At 40.0% G+C, this 19384-nt stretch carries 18 protein-coding genes; 12 read left to right on the forward strand and 6 right to left on the reverse strand.

Annotation, left to right across the window (positions count from 1 at the left end; all coding sequences use genetic code 11):
- Window positions 1-56: 56 nt before the first annotated feature.
- The gene (locus OQX62_RS17545; RefSeq protein ID WP_265832924.1) at window positions 57-368 is read right to left on the reverse strand and encodes a hypothetical protein; all 312 of its coding nucleotides are present in this window, start codon (window positions 366-368) and stop codon (window positions 57-59) included.
- A gap of 341 nt (window positions 369-709) precedes the next feature.
- Here OQX62_RS17545 and glmS point away from each other — a divergent pair, with 341 nt between their 5' ends.
- On the forward strand, window positions 710-2548 hold the full coding sequence (gene glmS / locus OQX62_RS17550) for a glutamine--fructose-6-phosphate transaminase (isomerizing) (protein ID WP_265832925.1): 1839 nt from the start codon (window positions 710-712) through the stop codon (window positions 2546-2548).
- Window positions 2549-2615: 67 nt separating this feature from the next.
- Here glmS and dxs read toward each other — a convergent pair whose 3' ends face one another.
- Window positions 2616-4544 (reverse strand): 1-deoxy-D-xylulose-5-phosphate synthase, encoded by a 1929-nt coding sequence (gene dxs / locus OQX62_RS17555; protein WP_265832926.1) that lies wholly within the window; start codon window positions 4542-4544, stop codon window positions 2616-2618.
- 168 nt (window positions 4545-4712) lie between these two features.
- On the opposite strand from dxs, the gene glyA reads away from it, so the two are divergent.
- Window positions 4713-5984: a serine hydroxymethyltransferase gene (glyA, locus tag OQX62_RS17560; protein ID WP_265832927.1), complete on the forward strand. Its 1272-nt coding sequence runs from the start codon at window positions 4713-4715 to the stop codon at window positions 5982-5984.
- A 262-nt stretch (window positions 5985-6246) separates the two neighbouring features.
- Here the strand turns inward: glyA and OQX62_RS17565 are convergent, their stop codons facing one another.
- The 4 genes from OQX62_RS17565 to OQX62_RS17580 form a co-directional block, all read right to left on the reverse strand.
- Window positions 6247-6945 carry a ComF family protein gene (locus OQX62_RS17565; protein WP_265832928.1) on the reverse strand — a complete coding sequence of 233 codons (699 nt, stop codon included), beginning with the start codon at window positions 6943-6945 and terminating at the stop codon, window positions 6247-6249.
- A 44-nt stretch (window positions 6946-6989) separates the two neighbouring features.
- Window positions 6990-8039, reverse strand: a complete 1050-nt coding sequence (gene rlmN, locus OQX62_RS17570; protein WP_265832929.1) for a 23S rRNA (adenine(2503)-C(2))-methyltransferase RlmN — start codon at window positions 8037-8039, stop codon at window positions 6990-6992.
- A 69-nt stretch (window positions 8040-8108) separates the two neighbouring features.
- Window positions 8109-9161 (reverse strand): 23S rRNA pseudouridine(2604) synthase RluF, encoded by a 1053-nt coding sequence (rluF, locus tag OQX62_RS17575; protein ID WP_265832930.1) that lies wholly within the window; start codon window positions 9159-9161, stop codon window positions 8109-8111.
- Between the two features lie 80 nt (window positions 9162-9241).
- A complete protein-coding gene (locus OQX62_RS17580) occupies window positions 9242-10573 on the reverse strand; it encodes a M23 family metallopeptidase (RefSeq protein WP_265832931.1) in 1332 nt (443 codons plus the stop codon).
- 94 nt (window positions 10574-10667) lie between these two features.
- Between OQX62_RS17580 and OQX62_RS17585 the strand changes: the two genes are divergently transcribed.
- From OQX62_RS17585 to OQX62_RS17630, 10 genes are all read left to right on the forward strand, one after another.
- Entirely contained in the window at window positions 10668-11219 is a 552-nt protein-coding gene (locus tag OQX62_RS17585; RefSeq protein ID WP_265832932.1) for an RNA polymerase sigma factor, read from the forward strand.
- The gene (locus OQX62_RS17590) at window positions 11216-11827 is read left to right on the forward strand and encodes a cupin domain-containing protein (RefSeq protein ID WP_265832933.1); all 612 of its coding nucleotides are present in this window, start codon (window positions 11216-11218) and stop codon (window positions 11825-11827) included. Before OQX62_RS17585 ends, OQX62_RS17590 begins: the two co-directional genes overlap by 4 nt.
- A gap of 50 nt (window positions 11828-11877) precedes the next feature.
- On the forward strand, window positions 11878-13053 hold the full coding sequence (locus OQX62_RS17595) for an amidohydrolase family protein (RefSeq protein WP_265832934.1): 1176 nt from the start codon (window positions 11878-11880) through the stop codon (window positions 13051-13053).
- Window positions 13054-13217: 164 nt separating this feature from the next.
- Window positions 13218-13490, forward strand: coding sequence for an acylphosphatase (locus OQX62_RS17600; RefSeq protein WP_265832935.1), 273 nt, complete (start codon window positions 13218-13220; stop codon window positions 13488-13490).
- 8 nt (window positions 13491-13498) lie between these two features.
- A complete protein-coding gene (locus OQX62_RS17605; protein ID WP_265832936.1) occupies window positions 13499-14983 on the forward strand; it encodes a lipopolysaccharide biosynthesis protein in 1485 nt (494 codons plus the stop codon).
- A gap of 8 nt (window positions 14984-14991) precedes the next feature.
- Window positions 14992-15423, forward strand: coding sequence for a dUTP diphosphatase (dut, locus tag OQX62_RS17610; RefSeq protein ID WP_265832937.1), 432 nt, complete (start codon window positions 14992-14994; stop codon window positions 15421-15423).
- A 5-nt stretch (window positions 15424-15428) separates the two neighbouring features.
- Window positions 15429-16883, forward strand: a complete 1455-nt coding sequence (locus tag OQX62_RS17615) for a tetratricopeptide repeat protein (protein WP_265832938.1) — start codon at window positions 15429-15431, stop codon at window positions 16881-16883.
- Window positions 16861-17652: a DUF4292 domain-containing protein gene (locus OQX62_RS17620; protein ID WP_265832939.1), complete on the forward strand. Its 792-nt coding sequence runs from the start codon at window positions 16861-16863 to the stop codon at window positions 17650-17652. The genes OQX62_RS17615 and OQX62_RS17620 overlap by 23 nt, the downstream gene beginning before the upstream one ends.
- Before the next feature lie 22 nt (window positions 17653-17674).
- Window positions 17675-18928 (forward strand): murein hydrolase activator EnvC family protein, encoded by a 1254-nt coding sequence (locus tag OQX62_RS17625; RefSeq protein ID WP_265832940.1) that lies wholly within the window; start codon window positions 17675-17677, stop codon window positions 18926-18928.
- Between the two features lie 51 nt (window positions 18929-18979).
- Window positions 18980-19381 (forward strand): Sec-independent protein translocase subunit TatA/TatB, encoded by a 402-nt coding sequence (locus OQX62_RS17630; RefSeq protein WP_265832941.1) that lies wholly within the window; start codon window positions 18980-18982, stop codon window positions 19379-19381.
- The last annotated feature ends 3 nt before the right edge of the window (window positions 19382-19384 follow it).

A 19384-nucleotide genomic window follows, 5' to 3' on the forward strand; every position in this document is an offset into this window, starting at 1 on the left:
TTATAATCTATATGCTAAGCCCCCAGCCTGTATATAGATTATAAAATGGTGATTCTTTACTCTACGACAACGCCGTCTTTACCGATTTTTAAAGAAGCAGTTTCTTCCGCTTTTTTAACGTCAACCTGATAATACTCAGTTTTTTTACCATCTGTTACCAGATAGGCTGCCAGTGGTGCCCAATCTTTATACTTTTCCGATGCGAGGGTAGCTTTCACCGCGTCCGGCAGATCTTCTATTTTGACAGGTGTTTTAGTCGTACTGTCCTGTTGAACAGTAATTGCCTGCAGGCTGTTGGTTTCATTAGCCTTTACAGATGCAATTCCTGCAAATGCAAGAAATGCTGCGCTTAAGATTAACTTTTTCATAGTGATGTTATTTAGTTTAAGGTTGTGAAGCTATACTCTGTTTGAATGCTAAAATTGGAGGAGCGGCTCATGACGGTATACATCTGGCGTAGATAATGAAAGGGATCTTTGTCACATAAAATCGGGATTATTCTTCTCTATTTTATGTATAGCTTCTGTATATCAAGTATTAAATATAATGCCACTTGTATTTTTAGTCTATAAATGACTGTAAATTAGCTTTTTATTGATTGTGCCTGTAAGGAGTTAGTGTAGCGGTTCTCTACACTATGGGGTTAAATTGTATATGTGAAATTTAGTAAGGAATTGTTTAGCTTTGGACTTTTATAGCAAATATTTATATGTGTGGAATAGTTGGATACATAGGACATAGAGAAGCCTGGCCCATTGTGCTAAAAGGTTTAAAAAGATTAGAGTACCGTGGTTATGATAGTGCTGGTATAGCACTGATTAATGAGGGTGATATGAACATTTACAAGAAGGCTGGTAAAGTTCAGGAACTGGAAAACTTTGGCGGGGATAAAAACCTTTCCGGTACTATAGGAATGGGGCATACCCGCTGGGCAACTCATGGTGAACCATCTGACAGGAATTCACATCCTCATACGTCGAACGACGGAAAACTATCAATCATCCATAACGGGATAATTGAGAATTACGCCACGCTGAAAGAAGAGTTATTGTCCAGGGGACATTTTTTCAACAGCGATACAGATACAGAGGTACTGATCCACCTGGTGGAGGAGATTTATGAAAAGGAAAATGTGGATTTGTTTGAAGCAGTCAGATTAGCCTTACATCAGGTTAGCGGTGCTTATGCAATTGTAATTATGGATGAAGACCAGCCAAATCAACTGATCGCAGCCAGAAAAGGTAGTCCGATGGTAATTGGTGTAGGCAAGGATGAATACTTTGTAGCTTCTGATGCAACGCCTATTATCGAGTATACAAAAAATGTGATTTATCTTAATGACAATGAGATCTGCTTATTAAAGCGTGATGAGCTGGTTATTAAAAGATTAGACAATGTAGTGCAGACACCCTATATCCAGGAACTCGAAATTAAATTAGAGATGCTGGAAAAAGGTGGTTATGAGCATTTCATGTTAAAGGAAATCTTTGAACAATCCAGATCTATCAGGGATTGTCTGCGCGGAAGGATTTATCCCAGCGAAGGCAGAGTACAGTTAGGCGGGATCAAAGAATATGCAGATAAACTTAAAAATATCGACCGTATCATTATTGTAGCTTGTGGTACATCCTGGCATGCAGGTTTGGTGGGTGAATATTTGATTGAAGAATATTCCAGGATCCCGGTGGAAGTGGAATACGCATCTGAGTTCCGTTACAGAAATCCTATCATTACAGAGAAAGACATTGTAATTGCCATTTCTCAGTCGGGCGAAACTGCAGACACCATGGCTGCAATTGAGATGGCTAAAGAAAAGGGCGCTACCATTTTCGGCATTTGTAATGTAGTGGGGGCTTCAATTCCAAGACTGACACATGCAGGTGTATATACACATGCAGGACCAGAAATCGGTGTGGCTTCTACAAAGGCATTTACTGCACAGGTAACTGTATTGACACTGATGGCATTTTATATGGCGCAGCAGAAAGGTACACTTACCCAAACCAAATTGGTTGAGCTATTGACTGAACTGGACAATATCCCTGCTAAAATACAGCAGGCTTTAGCATCCAACGAGCTGATTAAAGAGATTGCCCATAAATTTAAAGATTCGCGCAATTGTCTTTTCCTTGGTAGAGGCAGTGGTTTTCCTGTGGCGCTTGAAGGTGCCCTGAAGTTGAAAGAGATTTCTTATATCCATGCAGAAGGTTATCCGGCAGCAGAAATGAAGCATGGGCCGATTGCCCTGATTGACGAGGAGATGCCTGTTGTGGTAATAGCAACAAAAAATTCTTCTTATGAAAAAGTAATCAGCAATATCCAGGAAGTGAAGGCGAGAAAAGGAATTGTACTTGCGATTGTGACCGAAGGAGATGTAGAAGTTAGAAAAATGGCTGACTACTGCATTGAAATTCCTGATGCGAGCGAGGCATTTTTACCCTTACTGGCCACTATACCTTTACAGCTATTGTCTTACCATATTGCCTTATTAAGAGGTTGTAATGTTGATCAGCCAAGGAATCTGGCAAAATCAGTTACGGTAGAATAACGCGAATTAGTATATAGAAAAGGCCGGCTATCTGTAAAAGAAGCCGGCCTTTATTTTATCTTTTTATTTAAGAAGCGATAGTCGCAGTAGTACGGCTAACCGCTATTTCTTTTATTGTTCTGATGATCGCTGCGGTATCATATCCACAGATATCCCATAATTCTGCTTGTTCGCCATGTTCTACGATGGTATCAGGAATTCCCAAACGAATTACCTTTGCCTGGTAGTTGTGATCAGCCATGAATTCCAGTACTGCAGATCCCATACCGCCTTGCAGGCAGCCGTCTTCTACAGTTACTATCTTTTTGTAACGTTTGAATACATCATGCAGCATAACCTCATCTAAGGGCTTAATAAAGCGTATATCAAAATGTGCAGGATGAATGCCTTCACTGTTTAGTTCTTTACAGGCGTCAATAGCAAAGTTTCCGACATGTCCAATCGTTAAGATCGCAACTTCTTCTCCGTCACATATCTTTCTTCCCTTCCCAATTTCAATTTCTTTGAAAGGACGTTTCCAGTCCACCATAACACCGTTGCCTCTCGGATAACGGATAGAGAATGGCCCTTTATTTTCTAACTGTGAGGTGTACATCAGATTTCTCAGCTCTTCTTCGTTCATTGGCGAAGCAACCGTCATGTTAGGAATACAACGCATATAAGCGAGATCATAAGCACCATGGTGAGTTGCGCCATCTGACCCGGCAATACCAGCGCGGTCAAGACAAAACACGACGTTAAGATTTTGTATAGCTACATCATGGATTACCTGATCATACGCACGTTGCATAAAGCTGGAATAGATATTACAGAAAGGCAGGAGCCCCTGTGTAGCCAAGCCCGCAGAGAAAGTTACCGCATGTTGTTCTGCAATACCTACATCAAAGGCACGGTCAGGCATTGCTTTCATCATGATATTCATAGATGATCCTGAAGGCATGGCAGGAGTTATCCCGACAATGTTTTTATTTGCTTCCGCCAGTTCCACCAGTGTGTGACCGAAAACATCCTGGTATCTTGGAGGCTGAGGTTTTTCCTGAACAGTTTTTTTAATTTCTCCTGTTATTTTATCAAACAGACCGGGCGCATGCCATTTGGTCTGATCTTTTTCGGCGAGTGCAAAGCCCTTACCTTTAACCGTTACACAATGTAATAATTTAGGCCCTGGGATATCTTTAAGATCTTTTAAAATAGCCGCCAGATTTTTGACATCATGTCCGTCTACTGGTCCGAAATACCTGAAATTAAGTGCTTCAAACAAATTGCTTTGTTTCAGCAGTGTGCCTTTAATACTTTTTTCGATTTTCTTTACAAACTTATGCGCATTTGGCCCAAGCTCTGAAAGTTTAATCAGAACATTGGAAATGTCGTCCCTGAATCTGTTGTAAGACTTAGAAGTAGTAATGCTGGTCAGGTATTCTTTGAGTGCTCCCACATTAGGATCAATCGACATACAGTTATCGTTCAGGATAACGAGCAGATTTGAGTTTTCGATACCGGCATGATTCAATCCTTCAAATGCAAGGCCGGCTGTCATTGCCCCGTCACCGATTACGGCAACGTGCTGACGGTCTTTCTCTCCTTTGTAATGAGAGGCAACAGCCATACCGAGAGCAGCCGAAATTGAAGTTGAGGAATGACCTACGCCAAAAGTATCATACTCGCTTTCGCTCATATTAGGGAAACCACTGATGCCATGCAACACACGGTTTGTATGAAAAACAGCTTTCCTTCCCGTTAGGATTTTATGTCCATAGGCCTGATGGCCAACATCCCACACTAATTTATCATATGGGGTATTGAGTACATAATGTAAGGCAACTGTAAGTTCGACAACACCTAAGCTGGCGCCAAAATGACCACCATGCACACTCACCACATCAATGATATACTGACGTAATTCCTGGCTAATTTGTTCTAGGTCATCTTCTTTATACTGCTTTAAATCAGCAGGATAGTTTATGTTTGGTAATAATGGATGGGTATTGTTTTCCATGCAGTTTTTAATAGACAAGAAGATACAAAGTACGTGATTTTTGTTAATATAACAGCAAAATATTAGTCAATCCTAAAGAACTAAGGCCGTAGGTTTTAGGCATAGAAATAATTTGCCCCTTAAATTCAGGTGAAAAATCATTATTTTTACAAAAATATACATTGATAAATGGAACGAGATACTTTAATTTTTGATTTGATTGATAGGGAATTAGACCGTCAGGAGAATGGACTTGAGCTTATTGCTTCGGAGAATTTTGTAAGCAAACAGGTAATGGAAGCGGCTGGTTCCGTTTTAACGAATAAATATGCTGAAGGCTTGCCAGGAAAACGTTATTATGGCGGATGCCAGGTAGTGGATGAGATTGAGACGTTGGCTATTGAACGTGCTAAGAAATTATTTGGTGCGGCATGGGTAAATGTACAGCCACATTCTGGTGCGCAGGCCAATGCGGCGGTAATGTTAGCGGTAATTCAGCCAGGTGACAAAATTTTAGGTTTTGATCTTTCTCATGGTGGCCATTTAACTCATGGATCTCCTGTTAACTTTTCCGGAAAGCTTTATCATCCGCTTTTTTACGGTGTAAAAAAAGAAGATGGTCTGATCGATTATGCAAAACTGGAAGAAGTTGCATTGGCAGAGCGTCCAAAGCTGATCATTTGTGGTGCATCTGCCTATTCAAGAGAATGGGATTATGCATTTATCCGCAGTGTAGCTGATAAAATTGGTGCTTTAGTGCTTGCCGATATTTCTCATCCTGCCGGAATGATTGCAAGAGGATTGCTGGCAGACCCGCTTCCACACTGTCATATCGTAACTACTACAACTCATAAAACCTTGCGCGGACCCCGTGGTGGAATGATTATGATGGGTAAAGACTTTGAAAACCCATTTGGATTGAAAACACCTAAAGGTGAAACCAGAATGATGTCATCTGTACTTGATATGGCTGTTTTTCCGGGAACTCAGGGCGGACCATTGGAACATATTATTGCTGCTAAAGCAATTGCTTTCGGAGAAGCGCTAAGCGATGAATATTTAACTTATATCAAACAAGTTCAGGCTAATGCTCAGGCGATGGCTAAAGCATTTGTAGCTAAAGGATATGGAATTATTTCAGGTGGTACAGATAATCACTTAATGCTGATTGACCTGAGAAATAAAAACATAACGGGAAAACTTGCCGAAAATGCTTTGGAAAAAGCCGATATTACGGTGAATAAAAACATGGTTCCTTTTGATGATAAATCTCCGTTTGTTACTTCTGGTATCCGCGTAGGTACAGCAGCAATCACAACCAGAGGTTTCAAGGAAGAGAATATGGAGCAGATTGTAGACTTAATTGATCAGGTAATCCAGAATCCTGAGGATGAGGCACATTTAAACCTGGTTAAAAAACAAGTTACAGATTTAGTAGCCCGTTTTCCACTATATAAGTAACAGCTTGTTTGAAATGAGGCAAAAAAGAAAGGGCCGAAACTTGTTGGAAGTTTCGACCCTTAAATTAACGCTCTCATATATACAAACGTAAGATATGTCCAAATGGTTTTAATTATTTTAAAATATTTGCTCAATATTGAATATAGCTGCAGAAAAGATAAAGGGCCGGTATTTCTATGAAGAAAATACCGGCCCTTACCATCTAAATTAACGCTCTCAATTATATAAACGCAACCATAGCTTTAATATTATTTCAATTGTATTATTCTGAGTAAGCTAATGCGGCAATGCTTAGCTGTTTGATTGGCGTGGCTAATAATGTTATACCAGATGCCTCCAATGTTGAGCCTGTTGTAATCACATCATCTACCAGTAAGATATGCTGATTTTCGAGTTGCCCGGGATTTAGAATTGTAAAAACCGACTGCATATTTTCGAAGCGATCATAACGACCCTTTTTTGTTTGTGTGCTGGTATGGTGCTGACGGATCAGATGGGTAGTACTGACAGGGACTTGCATAATTTCAGCTATTCCCCTTGCAATGTACTCGCTCTGGTTATAGCCCCTGGATTTCTGTTTTTTCGGATGGAGCGGGACGGGAATGATGAGGCTGGTAGTCTGATAGGTAGGTGAGGATAATAATCGCTCTCCCAGTAATTTTCCAAGTTCTATACCTGTTTGGGTCTGGTCCTTATATTTTAGCCGGTGTATCAGGTGCTGTACTTTAGATCCTTTTCTAAAGTATAACATTGCCATTGCACCATTGCAGGATATCCGGCCCCAAAAGAGTTTGGCAACCGGGTTGGCCGCATAATTCTGGAAATCTGTAAAAGGTAAATCATATCGGCATTTTGTACATATTTCCTTCTCCCCGTGATAGAGCTGTATGCCACAGCCGTTACATAAGTAAGGAAAGAGTAAGCCAAGAAAGTCGTTTACTATCTGCCTGATTAGTATCATGCAGCAAACTTAACTTCATCTGATAATATAAAGGTTAAAAATCATCAGGCTTGTTCTTTGACTGCCAGCTGGCCGCAAGCGGCGTCGATATCCTTTCCGCGGCTACGTCTGATATTGGTATTTACACCCTGGCTTTTCAGGTAATTAGAAAAGACATCAATTTTATCTCCTTCAGCATTAATGAAGTCGGCAAACTGAATAGGATTATATTCAATCAGGTTGACCTTACAAGGTACGTGTTTACAGAATTTAGCCAGGTCTATTGCATCTTCAATTTCGTCGTTGAAATTGTTGAAAACAATATATTCGTAGGTAATCGGATTTTTTGTTTTAGCGAAGTAATATTTTAATGCTTCAGCGAGGGACTTTAAGGAATTTGCCTCATTGATAGGCATGATTTCATTTCTTTTTTTATCATTCGCAGCATGCAGGGAAAGTGCCAGATTAAATTTCGCACCATCGTCACCCAGTTTCTTGATCATCTTGGCAATACCTGCTGTAGACACAGTGATTCTCTTGTAAGACATGTTTAATCCGTCAGGAGCAGTGATACGCTCTATGGACTTTAAAACGTTGGCATAATTTAATAAGGGTTCACCCATGCCCATGTAAACGATATTCGTTAAAGGTGCATTGTAATTTTTCTTTGCCTGCTGATCAATCAGCACTACCTGATCATAGATCTCATCCGCATTCAGATTCCGCTTACGGTCCATATAACCCGTCGCACAGAATTTGCAGGTAAGGCTGCAGCCAACTTGTGAACTCACACAGGCAGTCATGCGTTCTTCCATCGGAATCAGTACACCTTCTACAATGTTACCATCATAGAGCCTGAATGCACTCTTTATCGTGTGATCGTTGCTGAATTGTGAATTGTTCACTTCAACTACATTTATCGCATAATTTTCATCAAGCTTCTTTCTAAGGTCTTTGGAAAGATTGCTCATTTCATCAAAAGAACGAGCAGACTTTTCCCATAGCCATTGATAGACTTGTTTGGCCCGGTATGCAGGTTCACTCATTTGCGTAAAGTGCTGTTGGAGTTGAGTCAGGTCCAGCGCCCGGATATCTGTTTTAGTTGTTGCAAGCATTTGGTGCAAAGTTACCTAAAATAAATAAGTCACCCAATTTTCATATAATGAGTTGACTTACAGATGGCATTAGCGTTTTGGACTCTTTGTTTTCCCTGCCGGAGCACCCGACTTTCCGCGTGAAGGTTTAACTGGCCTTCTGCTTGGTCCGTTACTTTTATTCCAGTCTGTTGATGCGCTTGTTGATTTAAAAGCTGAAGAGCCTCTCGGAGCCGCTTTATCTGATCGCTCAGCACTATCGCCTCTGCCGGCTGCACTCGCTCTGCCTGTTGCGGCTTTGCCTCTTGTGGGCCCGGAAGGTCTTGTTCTGCTGGTTCTCTTAACAGGTGTAACGTTTGTCTCCAGATTTTCTTCTTTTGGCTTCGACTTTTTAACTACCCTTTTTGGTCCTGCATCCGATTCAGAACTGGATTTAGCCACCATATTAAATATTTCGGTTTGCTCTTCCGGAGTTAACTCTCTCCATTCGCCTACAGGTAAACCTTTCACGCTGATATTCATGATACGTACCCTTTCCAGTTTGGTTACTTCAAATCCGAAATGTTCACACATGCGGCGTATTTGTCGGTTTAATCCCTGGATTAAGGTAATTTTGAAGATGAAGGGGCTTTCCTTTACAACTTTACACTTTTTAGTCATTACCCCCAATACAGGTACGCCCTTTGCCATACCAGTGATAAACTGGTCGGTAAGTGGTTTATTTACGGTAACGAGGTACTCTTTCTCATGGTTGTTACCAGCCCTTAGAATTTTGTTAACCAAGTCGCCATTATTCGTCATGAAGATCAATCCCTGTGAATCTTTGTCGAGACGACCGATAGGGAAAACTCTGTCACTGTGGTTCACATAATCGACAATATTGCTTTTTACACCTGCTTCTGTTGTACTTGTAATACCTACAGGCTTATTAAAAGCTATCAGGATTGTGTTTTCTGCTTCCTTAGGTTCAATTGTTTGTCCGTTAACTGTGATGATGTCACCAAAATAAACCTGATCGCCAATTTTGGCTTTTCTCCCGTTAATATATACATTTCCCTGTTCTATATATCTATCTGCCGCTCTTCTTGAGCACAGGCCGCTTTCACTAATGTATTTATTTAATCGGGTAGTATAATCAGACATAAACAGTTGAATTAATATGGTATCTTTTTACAAAGTAATCAATTAATACCCATATATGCTACCAAAATAAATTAATAGGGCTACCATGACCCGTTATTAACGATCCAGGCGGTTTCTTTTGTGTCGCCGCTAACGAGCAGATAATTCGAAAAAACACCCATTACGCTGATTGTTTCACCCTGACTGAAATTGGTTTTTACAATCATGGGTTCTCCGGGCTGTTCATATCCAGGTAAGGGGGAAGAGGTTATTTTTATTTTTCTAAGCGGTGCCAGGGCAGTTAACTGTCTGCTTTTGATAAATCCTGTTTTTCCATCGGGAAGTTCTACGCCATACGCATTTTTGTAGGCTGCATTAATAAAGATCACAGTGGCGGGTGGCAGCGCAACAGCAGACTGATCTGTTAACGATGCAGATAAGTATAAGTTGGTCTTGCCTTTTGTCCTTGCCCGGGTGTTTAACAGGTTAGCAGCTGCGGTAACTTCAGGCAGAGGCTGGATGACAGGATTAACAAAAGGTAACGGATCGACTGTGCCGCCGGGCGTGTAGATCCCAAAATGCAGATGCGGACTTGTAGTTTTTGCATTTCCGGTATTTCCCATCAGACCTAATGTATCGCCACTTTTTACTTGCTGACCTTCTACGGCAATCTGTCGATCAAGGTGTGCATAGTAGAGTGTGTAATTTTTTCCTTCAGGTCTCATCCATACTACCTTACCACCTAAATTATTTTCGTTTACCCTGGTGACGGTTCCATCTGCAGCTGCAAGGACTGGTGTATGGAAAGGTGAAAAGATATCAATTCCTTCATGTTTCCGGGATCCGGCATCTCTGCCGTCGCCAAAAAGGCTCTGGATATTTTTGCGGCTATTATTTGTCAGTGGAAAATTAAGAGAGGGACCTGCTGTAATCTCAATGGTATAAGCGGCACTGCTGAGCAATTCCGGCTGCAGCCGGATAAAATATGTGATGTTCTCCTGCATCTCGGCGATAAGTGGTTTACCTGTTGTATCCGCGGAGGCGATAACTTTGAACTCACCATTATCCTGTTTTGTAAGCAGGTCTACATAAATATGATTGACACTTGCTGCAGACCGAACTAGATGAATACTTATTTTTTGTCCGCGTAAGCCCTCAAAACGATAAGCCATAGCAGGAATTTTTTCGGCGGCGAAATAGCCGTTTGCTTTATAAGGCGGAGTAATGAGCAATGCTTTATTTAAACTTTGATTCGCGATCGTGCTCCATGCTTTTCCCATTGAGGTTTTATCAAGGCCCGCGGCAATTAACTTTCTTTGATATTGTTCATGAGGTGAGGATGTTTTAAACAAATTTCCCGCACCAGATCTGCAGGAAGCCATAGTAACCAGCAGTAATAACGAGATTTTTATTAATGTTAATATGTGCTTCATTATCAGGGTTGAACAATCTTTATGCCATCGTGCATAAATGATTTTGATGGATAAATCAAATTATCTACTTTTATATCACTAAATATTAAAATTTATGACAAATCCTTCTCCTTTGGATGAAATGGATAAAAATATGGTTGTTTTGTTTCGGCGGGGGGATGAAAATGATTATCGAAATATATACAATAAATATGCTCCGGCCGTTTTAGGTGTATTGATACGAACTTTTGGAGATGTTAATCTTGCGGAGGAATGCATTAAGGCATCTTTTTGCGAAATGTGGAATAAACGCCTGACATTTGATCCGTCTAAGGAACGTCTGTTTACCTGGATGTTAAAGATGGTGAAAGGATGTGAGTCATTTAAGTCTGTTAAAAATGAGCAATTTATTGACAATGAAATCCGTGAAGAAATTGACCTCGTTTATGCAACTGATATCAGATTCTTTTTACAGCAGAAGAACGATGATGATGGGGAAAAATTTGCTAATGAGATAGATGCAGATGTTAAAAAGGCTATTTTTCTGATTTATTTTGAAGGTTACAGTTTCTCATCAGCTTCAGAACAATTAGGAATTCCAGTGGTTATACTGCGCGGTAATATGATCAAAATACTTAAAACGTTAAAGGGAACGGTAATAACATGAAAAATTGCGCGGAATTTATTGCATCTGGCATTTTAGAATTATATGTTTTGGAATTAACCACTGCGACAGAGAATGATGAGGTAGAACAAATGGCTGAGAATTTCCCTGAAATAATGGTGGAAATTAATGCGATAAGTATGGCGCTGGAACGCGATGCTCTGGCCAATGCGATTGCGCCGGATCCTATTGTAAAACCTTTTTTAATAGCTACTATCGACTATATGGAACGGATGAAGGCTGGAGAAGAATTCAGCAGTCCGCCAATATTGAATGAGGCTTCACAAATAGCTGATTACGCGCATTGGATAGAACGGGGGGACATGGTTCTTACTGATAGATTTGAAGATGTATATGCCAAAATCCTGAGCGCAACGGAGAAACTGATCAGTGCGGTTGTCTGGATTAAAGAGATGGCTCCCCAGGAAGTACATGATGACGAATACGAAAAATTCCTCATTTTAGAGGGGACTTGTACAATCACTATAGAAAACGAAATTCATAGTTTAAAAAGAGGAGATTATCTGACTATTCCCCTGCATAAAAATCATTATGTTACTGTTACTTCGGAGATACCTTGCAAAGTATTGTTACAAAGAGTGAAAATATAAAATACGCTGCAATCTTTTAAGCTTTCGTAAGAATAACCGTAATTTGTAAAATGAGTTCTTACCTGTCAGCATCCTGGATTTATCCGGTTAGTTCCGCACCCTTAAAAAATGGAGTTATTGCAATTTCTGAAAACGGAACCATTACCGGAGTTTTTACTGCTTTGGAAGCGCAGGAGCAGAAATTGACGCCCATAAAACAATATACGGGTGTAATCGTACCCGGGCTTATTAATACCCACTGTCATCTGGAATTATCTCATCTTAAAGGAAAAATAGCGATGCATACCGGCCTGCCGGGTTTTGTTCAGCAAGTGATGCAGCAACGTGAAAAATCGGCCGAAGAGATAAATGCAGCAATGCTGACAGCTGATGAAGAAATGTATTTAAACGGAATTGTGGCTGTGGGCGACATCTCAAATCAGGTAATTTCCAGGGAAGTGAAGTCCGGCAGTAGCCTTTATTACCATACTTTTGTTGAAGCTATGGGTTTTAATCCCATACGTGCAGCAGAAATTATAGAGAAAGCAAAAGAAACCGCATCAGCCTTCAGCCCCTTAAAGGCTACCGTTGTACCACATGCGCCTTATTCTGTTTCTGGAGCCTTATTTGCTGAAATCGCTCAGCTTTCCAACGTTGCCGGGGATGCTGTTTCCATACATAATCAGGAGACGATGGCGGAGAATGATTTTTTTGCAACTAAGACCGGACATTTCTTGAATTTGTATTCATTCCTGGGATTGGATATTTCTTTTTTTAAACCTGCGGGTAAAACTTCGTTACAGACTTATCTTCCTTTATTGTCCACAGCTCCACGGACCTTATTGGTTCACAATACTTTTACAAGCCGGGAAGATATTGAATTTGCGACTGCTACTCATGGAAATTTATACTGGTGTTTGTGTCCAAATGCGAATCAGTATATTGAAGACAGGCTGCCGGACGTTGAACTATTGAAACGTGCGGGAGTTAAGATTACGCTTGGGACTGACAGTCTGGCCAGTAATCATGGTTTGAGTATTCTCGCAGAGATGAAAACCATTCAGGACAACTATCCTGTAAGATTTGAAGAACTGTTACGGTGGGCGACTTTAAACGGTGCAGATTTTCTGGGGATAAGTGCACGGTTCGGGAGTTTGGAAATAGATAAGGCACCGGGGATTAATCTCATTGAAGGATTAGTAGAAGAGAGGATAACAGATCATACCCGTATTCGCCGGTTATACTAATAAAGCATTTTTAGCAGCGTTATTAAGAAGGGCAAGGGCAAAATTAGGTATGTTTGAGGCTGATATGGAAGAAGGCAAGATCGGGATTGAAAAGTCTTCATCATCGATACCTGCAAAGGGCAGCTGACGACAATAACAAAAGTAGAAGAAAACAAATATCATTGATGAAACATATAGTTATTAGAATAACAGGTAAAGTACAGGGTGTATCTTTTAGATATACCACAAAAGTAGTAGCCGATCAAATGGGGGTTAGGGGAATGGTTAGAAACGAGAAAGATGGTAGTTTATATATTGAAGCTGAAGGTGATGATACTTTGCTGGAAGTTTTTCTGGAATGGTGTAATGAAGGACCAGACAGGGCTAAGATTGAAAATGTGGAAGTGACCAGCGGCGAACTGAAGAACTACAGGAATTTTGAAATTATTAAAAAGTAAGCCAGCGCATGTCGATCTATAAAAAGTTTGCAGGGCAGACCTTGGTTTATGGTCTGAGTACTATTTTCTCCAGACTGTTCAATTTTATTCTGACACCTATCTATACCACTGTTTATGCAGAAGGTGTATATGGGGTGTTTACGAAAATGTATAGTTATGTGAGCTTAATTAATCCCATTCTTGCTTTTGGAATGGAGACTACTTTTTTTCGTTACCTGAATAAACACGAAGACAGAAAGCAGGAAGTATACAATAATAGTTTTTGGATTATTAGCTTCATGGCGGTTTTATTTTTAATAACAGGCCTTGTTTTTAATGATTACTTTGCCCGGTTTACTTTGAATGGAAATATTTCCGGCTTAGCAGATCAGCGGAAATATGTACAATTTTTTGTCTGGGTTCTTTTTTTCGATGCCATCAGTATTATTCCGTTTGCCAAGTTAAGAGCTGATGGAAAACCTTTCAAATACAGTCTGATTAAATTTCTGAATATAGGGTTTTTTGTTGGCTTCAATCTGCTTTTCATTTTCATTATACCATCATTAATCAAACATCAGGGGCCGGGTGCAGAATGGTTATCGGGCTGGTTCAGGCCTAAATGGATAGGATATGTATTTGTCTCTAATCTTATCGCCAGCATTGTAACTTTAGTGATGCTGCTGCCGCAGTTCCGGAACCTGCAATTGAAATTTGATAAATCATTATTTTACAAAATGTTCGGGTACAGCTGGCCGGTGCTGGTGGCTAACTTGTCATTTATCATCAATGAAAATCTGGACAAAATCTTATTGAGTAAATATTTGCCTACCAACATTGCAGACCATGAGATAGGAATCTACGGGGCTGTATGCAAGCTGGCTATTTTTATCAGCATTTTTAATACAGCATTTCGATTAGGAGCAGAGCCGTTTTTCTTCAGCCATGCCAAAAATGAAAATGCTAAAAATACTTATGCCACCATATTGAATTACTTTGTACTGGCATTGGCAATTTTGTTTGTCGGCCTGATTGCCAATATTGGCATCTTAAAATACTTTATCAACAGTAAATTCTGGATAGGATTACCGGCAGTGCCATTTTTATTATTTGGTTATGTATGTCTGGGGATTTATATGAATCTTTCTATCTGGTACCGCCTGTCAGACCAAACCCGGTATGGTCTTTATATTTCCCTGATCGGCGCAGTATTTACGATCGTTATGAACATTATTCTGATCCCAAAATACAGCTATATGGGGTCTGCCTGGGTTAGTATGCTTGCCTATTTTATGATTATGGTGATCTCTTATGTATTGGGACAAAAACATTATCCTATACCTTATAATCTGAAACGGATGACAGGATATTTAAGCGTTTCCATTCTGTTGGTTTATTTATCATTTTATACCTTTAAACAAAACATATTTATAGGAAATGGTTTGCTGATCTTATTTCTGGCAGGTATATTTCAGTTGGAAAAAGGCGATATTATTAAATTATTGAAAACAAAATAACACAATCGATGAATATTAGAATTATTAACAAGTCAGGATTGGCATTACCACAATATGAAACAGCCCATGCTGCCGGAATGGATATGCGTGCCTTTACAGCAGAAGAAATTGTAATTAAACCAGCACAGCGTGTATTAGTTCCTACGGGTTTACATATCGAATTGCCGATTGGATATGAAGCTCAGATTCGCCCGCGTAGTGGTCTGGCTTATAAAAATGGAATCAGCATTGTTAATTCACCCGGTACGATTGATGCCGATTACAGAGGGGAGATCAAAGTATTGCTGATTAACCACTCTGATACTGACTTTGTGGTAAAAAACGGGGACAGGATAGCACAGATGGTGATAGCCAAACATGAGACTGTGGTTTGGGATAGTGTGGAAGAACTAAGTGATACTGCACGTGGCGCAGGAGGATATGGACATACAGGTAAATAATTGATATGAAATTAGCTGTTGTTTTATGGTTGATGTTATTTGGAGCATTGTATACCAATGCACAGCTCAAAGTGTTATCGGCTACCGATAGCACGACCATAAAACAACTCTTTTTTGCAGGCTTACGTGATAAATTGAATGATGACTATAGCAGAGAAAATATAAGTTTCAGCAAGATTGTGGCGCTTGACCCAAATAACGATGCGGCCTATTATGAACTCGCCTTATTGAAATATCGTCTGGACCGGATACCTGATGCAGAAATTGATATAAAGAGGGCTATCTCGCTTAACAAAACAAATCCGTGGTACTTGAAGCTATTAGCGGAGTTGTATAAAAGAAACGGGAATATGAAAGCGCTCGTGCCTGTTTTTGATCAGCTGATCGTTTTGTTGCCGGAAGAGCAGAGTTATTATTTCGACAGGTCAAACGCGTTACTTATTGCAGGTAAAAAACAGGAGGCTTTGCAGGGTTATCAACTTATTGAACAGAAATTTGGGTCCTCACCCGCGCTGGATCAGGCCAGGGGACGAATAAATGAAGATAGTAATTCTTCTCCTGCTGTAAACCAGCAAACGGACAACACTGAGCCACTGGCACTCGCCACTGCTTATATTGGTAAAAAGGATTTCGCAAACGCGGCAAAAATATTAACAGGAATTGCAGATGCCCGGCAGGAAGATCCGTTGTTTCTGGCTTTATATGGAGATGTATTATTTGAAACAGGAGATTTGCCTGCTGCGCTCACTGCATATAAAAAGGCATTAAGACTAACAGACCAATTGTATGGAGTATGGGAAAAGGTACTCAATATACAGATTCTTCTTGGCCAGTATAAAGAAATGATCGTAATGGGCGATGCTGCCTTGGCAATTTATCCCAATCAGGCGATTTTAAACTATTATATGGCTTTTGCGCTTCACAGGGAAGTACAAAATAATACAGCGCTGACTTATATCAGAACTGCTTTACAGCTAGATGGTGAGAATAAAGCTTTGCAAGCATTAATATTTGCACTGCAGGCAGAAATTCTGATAGATGAACATAAACTTGCTGCTGCGGAGGTTTCCTTCAATAAGGCGCTGGAGCTGGATCCCGGGAATTATCTGATCATGAATAATTATGCTTATTACCTGGCGTTAAGAAATGAGCAGATGAACAGGGCTGAAAGTTTGATTGCAACTGCGGCAAAAGCATTGCCTGAGGATGCTTCTGTGGCTGATACTTATGCCTTCGTGTTGTTTAAAAGGGCAAAGTATGAAGATGCTAAAGTATGGATTGAGCGTGCCTTAAAAAACAATGCTGTTGATAACAGCGTTTATCTGGAACATTATGGCGATATTCTATTTTTTCTGGGCGAACAGCAGCAGGCAATGATCCAATGGCAAAAGTCGCTGGATGCAGGAAATGGGTCTCCTTTATTAAAACGTAAGATAAATGAAAAGAAATATATTAAATAGCATACTGCTTTTACTCGTGCTGAGCCTGACTATGGCCTGCAAAACTAAAAAGGTTATTGTTGGAAATCCTGCTGTAGCTGCAGAAAAGCCAGCAGTTAATGATAAAAAATCAGAGAACCTGAAATTGCTGAAGAGTAAAGACGTAGTTTACACCACATTGTCTTTAAAGTCCAAAGCCAAATTGAATATCAACGGCAATGACAATAGCGTAAACATGGCCATCAGGATCAAAAAAGACGAGAAAATATGGATCAGCATTACTGCAATTGCTGGAATTGAAGTAGCACGTGCGCTGATTACGCCAGATAGTCTCCTGGTAATAAACAGGATACAGTCGGTCGTCTTAAAAAAGCCATTTAGCTATGTACGCAAGTTTGCCAATAAACAAGTTAGCTTCACTATGTTGCAGTCGATCCTGACAGGAAATACGATAGCTGATTTCACGAATGAAAAAGCCACACCTGATCTGGAGGCTACCGGATTCAGAATCAAAGGTGAACAGGGGGATCTTGCATTTAATCTGCTTTTTAATACTTTATTGAAACCATCAGTAACGGAGTTAAATAATGTGACTACAGGCCAGGCCTTAAAGGTAGAGTATGCGGATTATCAACTGGTGGAAGCCGTTTTGTTTCCTTCGGTAGTAAAAGTGAACTCTGTGTCTGGTAAGGATAAAATCAGTATTGCATTCAACTTTTCTAAAATTGAGCGCAATGTTCAACTGGATTTTCCGTTTACAGTTCCTAAAAGGTTTGAGACAATAAACTAATTTTTTTCATACTTTTGATGCAATGAAGCTACACAAATTACTTCTGTTACTTTTGTTTGTTACGTTTGCATCTTCGGCTATAGCCCAAAGCAGCTCTCAGCTTAAAAGAAAAAAGGAAGCTATCCAGAGAGAGATCGAACTGCTGCAGAAAAATCTGAATAAAGCGGCACAGAGTAAAAAACTTACGCTGGGTGAAATTCGTGCACTGAATACCAAGATCAGCTTAATGCAAAGCAAGATCACCGTCATCAATTCTGAGATAAAAAACCTGGATAATGAAATCCATGAAAATACAAATACCGTACATTCATTGCAGGGGCAACTGGCACAGCTGAAAAAGGAATATGCCGGTATGATAAGATTTGCACAGCGGAATAAAAATTCATATGATAAAATGATGTTTATTTTTGCTGCGAAGGATTTTAACCAGGCTTATAAAAGAATTAAATATTTACAGCAGTTTGGTCAGTACCGTAAAAAACAAGCTGATTATATCCAGGGGACTGAAAAAAATCTGAACTATAAGATTGTTGTGCTGGATAAGAGTTTAAAAGCAAAAAGCAGTCTCTTACGTGAGCAGGAAACTGAACAAAGTAAACTGGCTAAAAATAAAAATGAACAGTCTTCTGTATTGAGCAAATTCAGTAAGCAGGAGCGCCAGTTCAGTCAGGATATTGCCAGACGTAAAAAACAACAATCGGCAATTGACAGACAAATTAGAAATGCCATTCAGCGTGAAATTGCATTAGCCAGGAAAAGAGCAGAGGAAGAGGCACGGATCGCTGCGGCAAAAGCTAAAGCAGATAATAAACCGGCACCTGTTGAAAGAGCTAAGACTACCAGTAATTATCTTACTGCTACGCCGGAAGCAGCAAAGTTGTCTGCAGGGTTTGAAAATAATCGTGGCCGTTTGCCGTGGCCGGTTGGACAAGGGTCCATTACGGAAGGATTTGGCAGGCATAAAGAAGGAGAGGCAGGGTATACCAATGATGGTGTTAATATCCTGACCAGTGAAGGTGCATCGGTAAGAGCAGTATTTGGTGGGGATGTATTATTTGTGACAATGATACAGGGAATTTATGTAGTGGCATTGAGGCATGGTGATTATTTTACAATTTACCAGAATATTAAATCACCGACTGTTGCTAAAGGAGATAAAGTAGATACGAGACAGACGCTGGGAACTGTGGCAACGACTTCAGATGGCGCTTTACTTCACTTTGAAATAATGAGAGGTCAGTCTAAGTTGAATCCGGAGGCCTGGATTGCCAAATAAATTATTGGATCTAAAATGTTTATATTTGTTATATTATAAAATCAAGTTGAGATGTATACAGGAATATTAGTTGAATTCTTAAATATGGGTGGTGGGGAGATCATGTTGATCCTTGCAGTTGTGCTGTTGCTTTTTGGTGGTAAGAAATTACCTGAGCTGGCACGAGGCTTAGGCAAGGGGATCAGAGATTTTAAGGATGCTTCTGAAGGCGTTAAAAGAGAAATCCACAGGAATATTAATGCTATGGATATTGATGATGAACTAAAAGCAGATGGTACCTATGCAACCACTACTGAGACCAAAAGCCCTACTGAAACTCTTGAAGAGCAGATGTATCCAAAGAATGAAGTAAAGGAACCGATTAATTTGAATAAAGATACTGCTCCGGCAGAACATACTGATATTGCAGCGCCTGCGGAGAAATTAGAAATAGAAAAAAATAAAATTAACTAAAGA

The sequence above is a fragment of the Pedobacter sp. MR2016-24 genome (assembly GCF_026239655.1).
GTDB lineage: Bacteria > Bacteroidota > Bacteroidia > Sphingobacteriales > Sphingobacteriaceae > Pedobacter.

What these genes read in the sequence shown, in the direction of transcription:
- OQX62_RS17545 (WP_265832924.1), bottom strand. Translation starts at nt 368, where the DNA reads ATGAAAAAGTTAATCTTAAGCGCAGCATTTCTTGCATTTGCAGGAATT.
- glmS (WP_265832925.1), top strand. Translation starts at nt 710, where the DNA reads ATGTGTGGAATAGTTGGATACATAGGACATAGAGAAGCCTGGCCCATT.
- dxs (WP_265832926.1), bottom strand. Translation starts at nt 4,544, where the DNA reads ATGGAAAACAATACCCATCCATTATTACCAAACATAAACTATCCTGCT.
- glyA (WP_265832927.1), top strand. Translation starts at nt 4,713, where the DNA reads ATGGAACGAGATACTTTAATTTTTGATTTGATTGATAGGGAATTAGAC.
- OQX62_RS17565 (WP_265832928.1), bottom strand. Translation starts at nt 6,945, where the DNA reads ATGATACTAATCAGGCAGATAGTAAACGACTTTCTTGGCTTACTCTTT.
- rlmN (WP_265832929.1), bottom strand. Translation starts at nt 8,039, where the DNA reads ATGCTTGCAACAACTAAAACAGATATCCGGGCGCTGGACCTGACTCAA.
- rluF (WP_265832930.1), bottom strand. Translation starts at nt 9,161, where the DNA reads ATGTCTGATTATACTACCCGATTAAATAAATACATTAGTGAAAGCGGC.
- OQX62_RS17580 (WP_265832931.1), bottom strand. Translation starts at nt 10,573, where the DNA reads ATGAAGCACATATTAACATTAATAAAAATCTCGTTATTACTGCTGGTT.
- OQX62_RS17585 (WP_265832932.1), top strand. Translation starts at nt 10,668, where the DNA reads ATGACAAATCCTTCTCCTTTGGATGAAATGGATAAAAATATGGTTGTT.
- OQX62_RS17590 (WP_265832933.1), top strand. Translation starts at nt 11,216, where the DNA reads ATGAAAAATTGCGCGGAATTTATTGCATCTGGCATTTTAGAATTATAT.
- OQX62_RS17595 (WP_265832934.1), top strand. Translation starts at nt 11,878, where the DNA reads ATGAGTTCTTACCTGTCAGCATCCTGGATTTATCCGGTTAGTTCCGCA.
- OQX62_RS17600 (WP_265832935.1), top strand. Translation starts at nt 13,218, where the DNA reads ATGAAACATATAGTTATTAGAATAACAGGTAAAGTACAGGGTGTATCT.
- OQX62_RS17605 (WP_265832936.1), top strand. Translation starts at nt 13,499, where the DNA reads ATGTCGATCTATAAAAAGTTTGCAGGGCAGACCTTGGTTTATGGTCTG.
- dut (WP_265832937.1), top strand. Translation starts at nt 14,992, where the DNA reads ATGAATATTAGAATTATTAACAAGTCAGGATTGGCATTACCACAATAT.
- OQX62_RS17615 (WP_265832938.1), top strand. Translation starts at nt 15,429, where the DNA reads ATGAAATTAGCTGTTGTTTTATGGTTGATGTTATTTGGAGCATTGTAT.
- OQX62_RS17620 (WP_265832939.1), top strand. Translation starts at nt 16,861, where the DNA reads ATGAAAAGAAATATATTAAATAGCATACTGCTTTTACTCGTGCTGAGC.
- OQX62_RS17625 (WP_265832940.1), top strand. Translation starts at nt 17,675, where the DNA reads ATGAAGCTACACAAATTACTTCTGTTACTTTTGTTTGTTACGTTTGCA.
- OQX62_RS17630 (WP_265832941.1), top strand. Translation starts at nt 18,980, where the DNA reads ATGTATACAGGAATATTAGTTGAATTCTTAAATATGGGTGGTGGGGAG.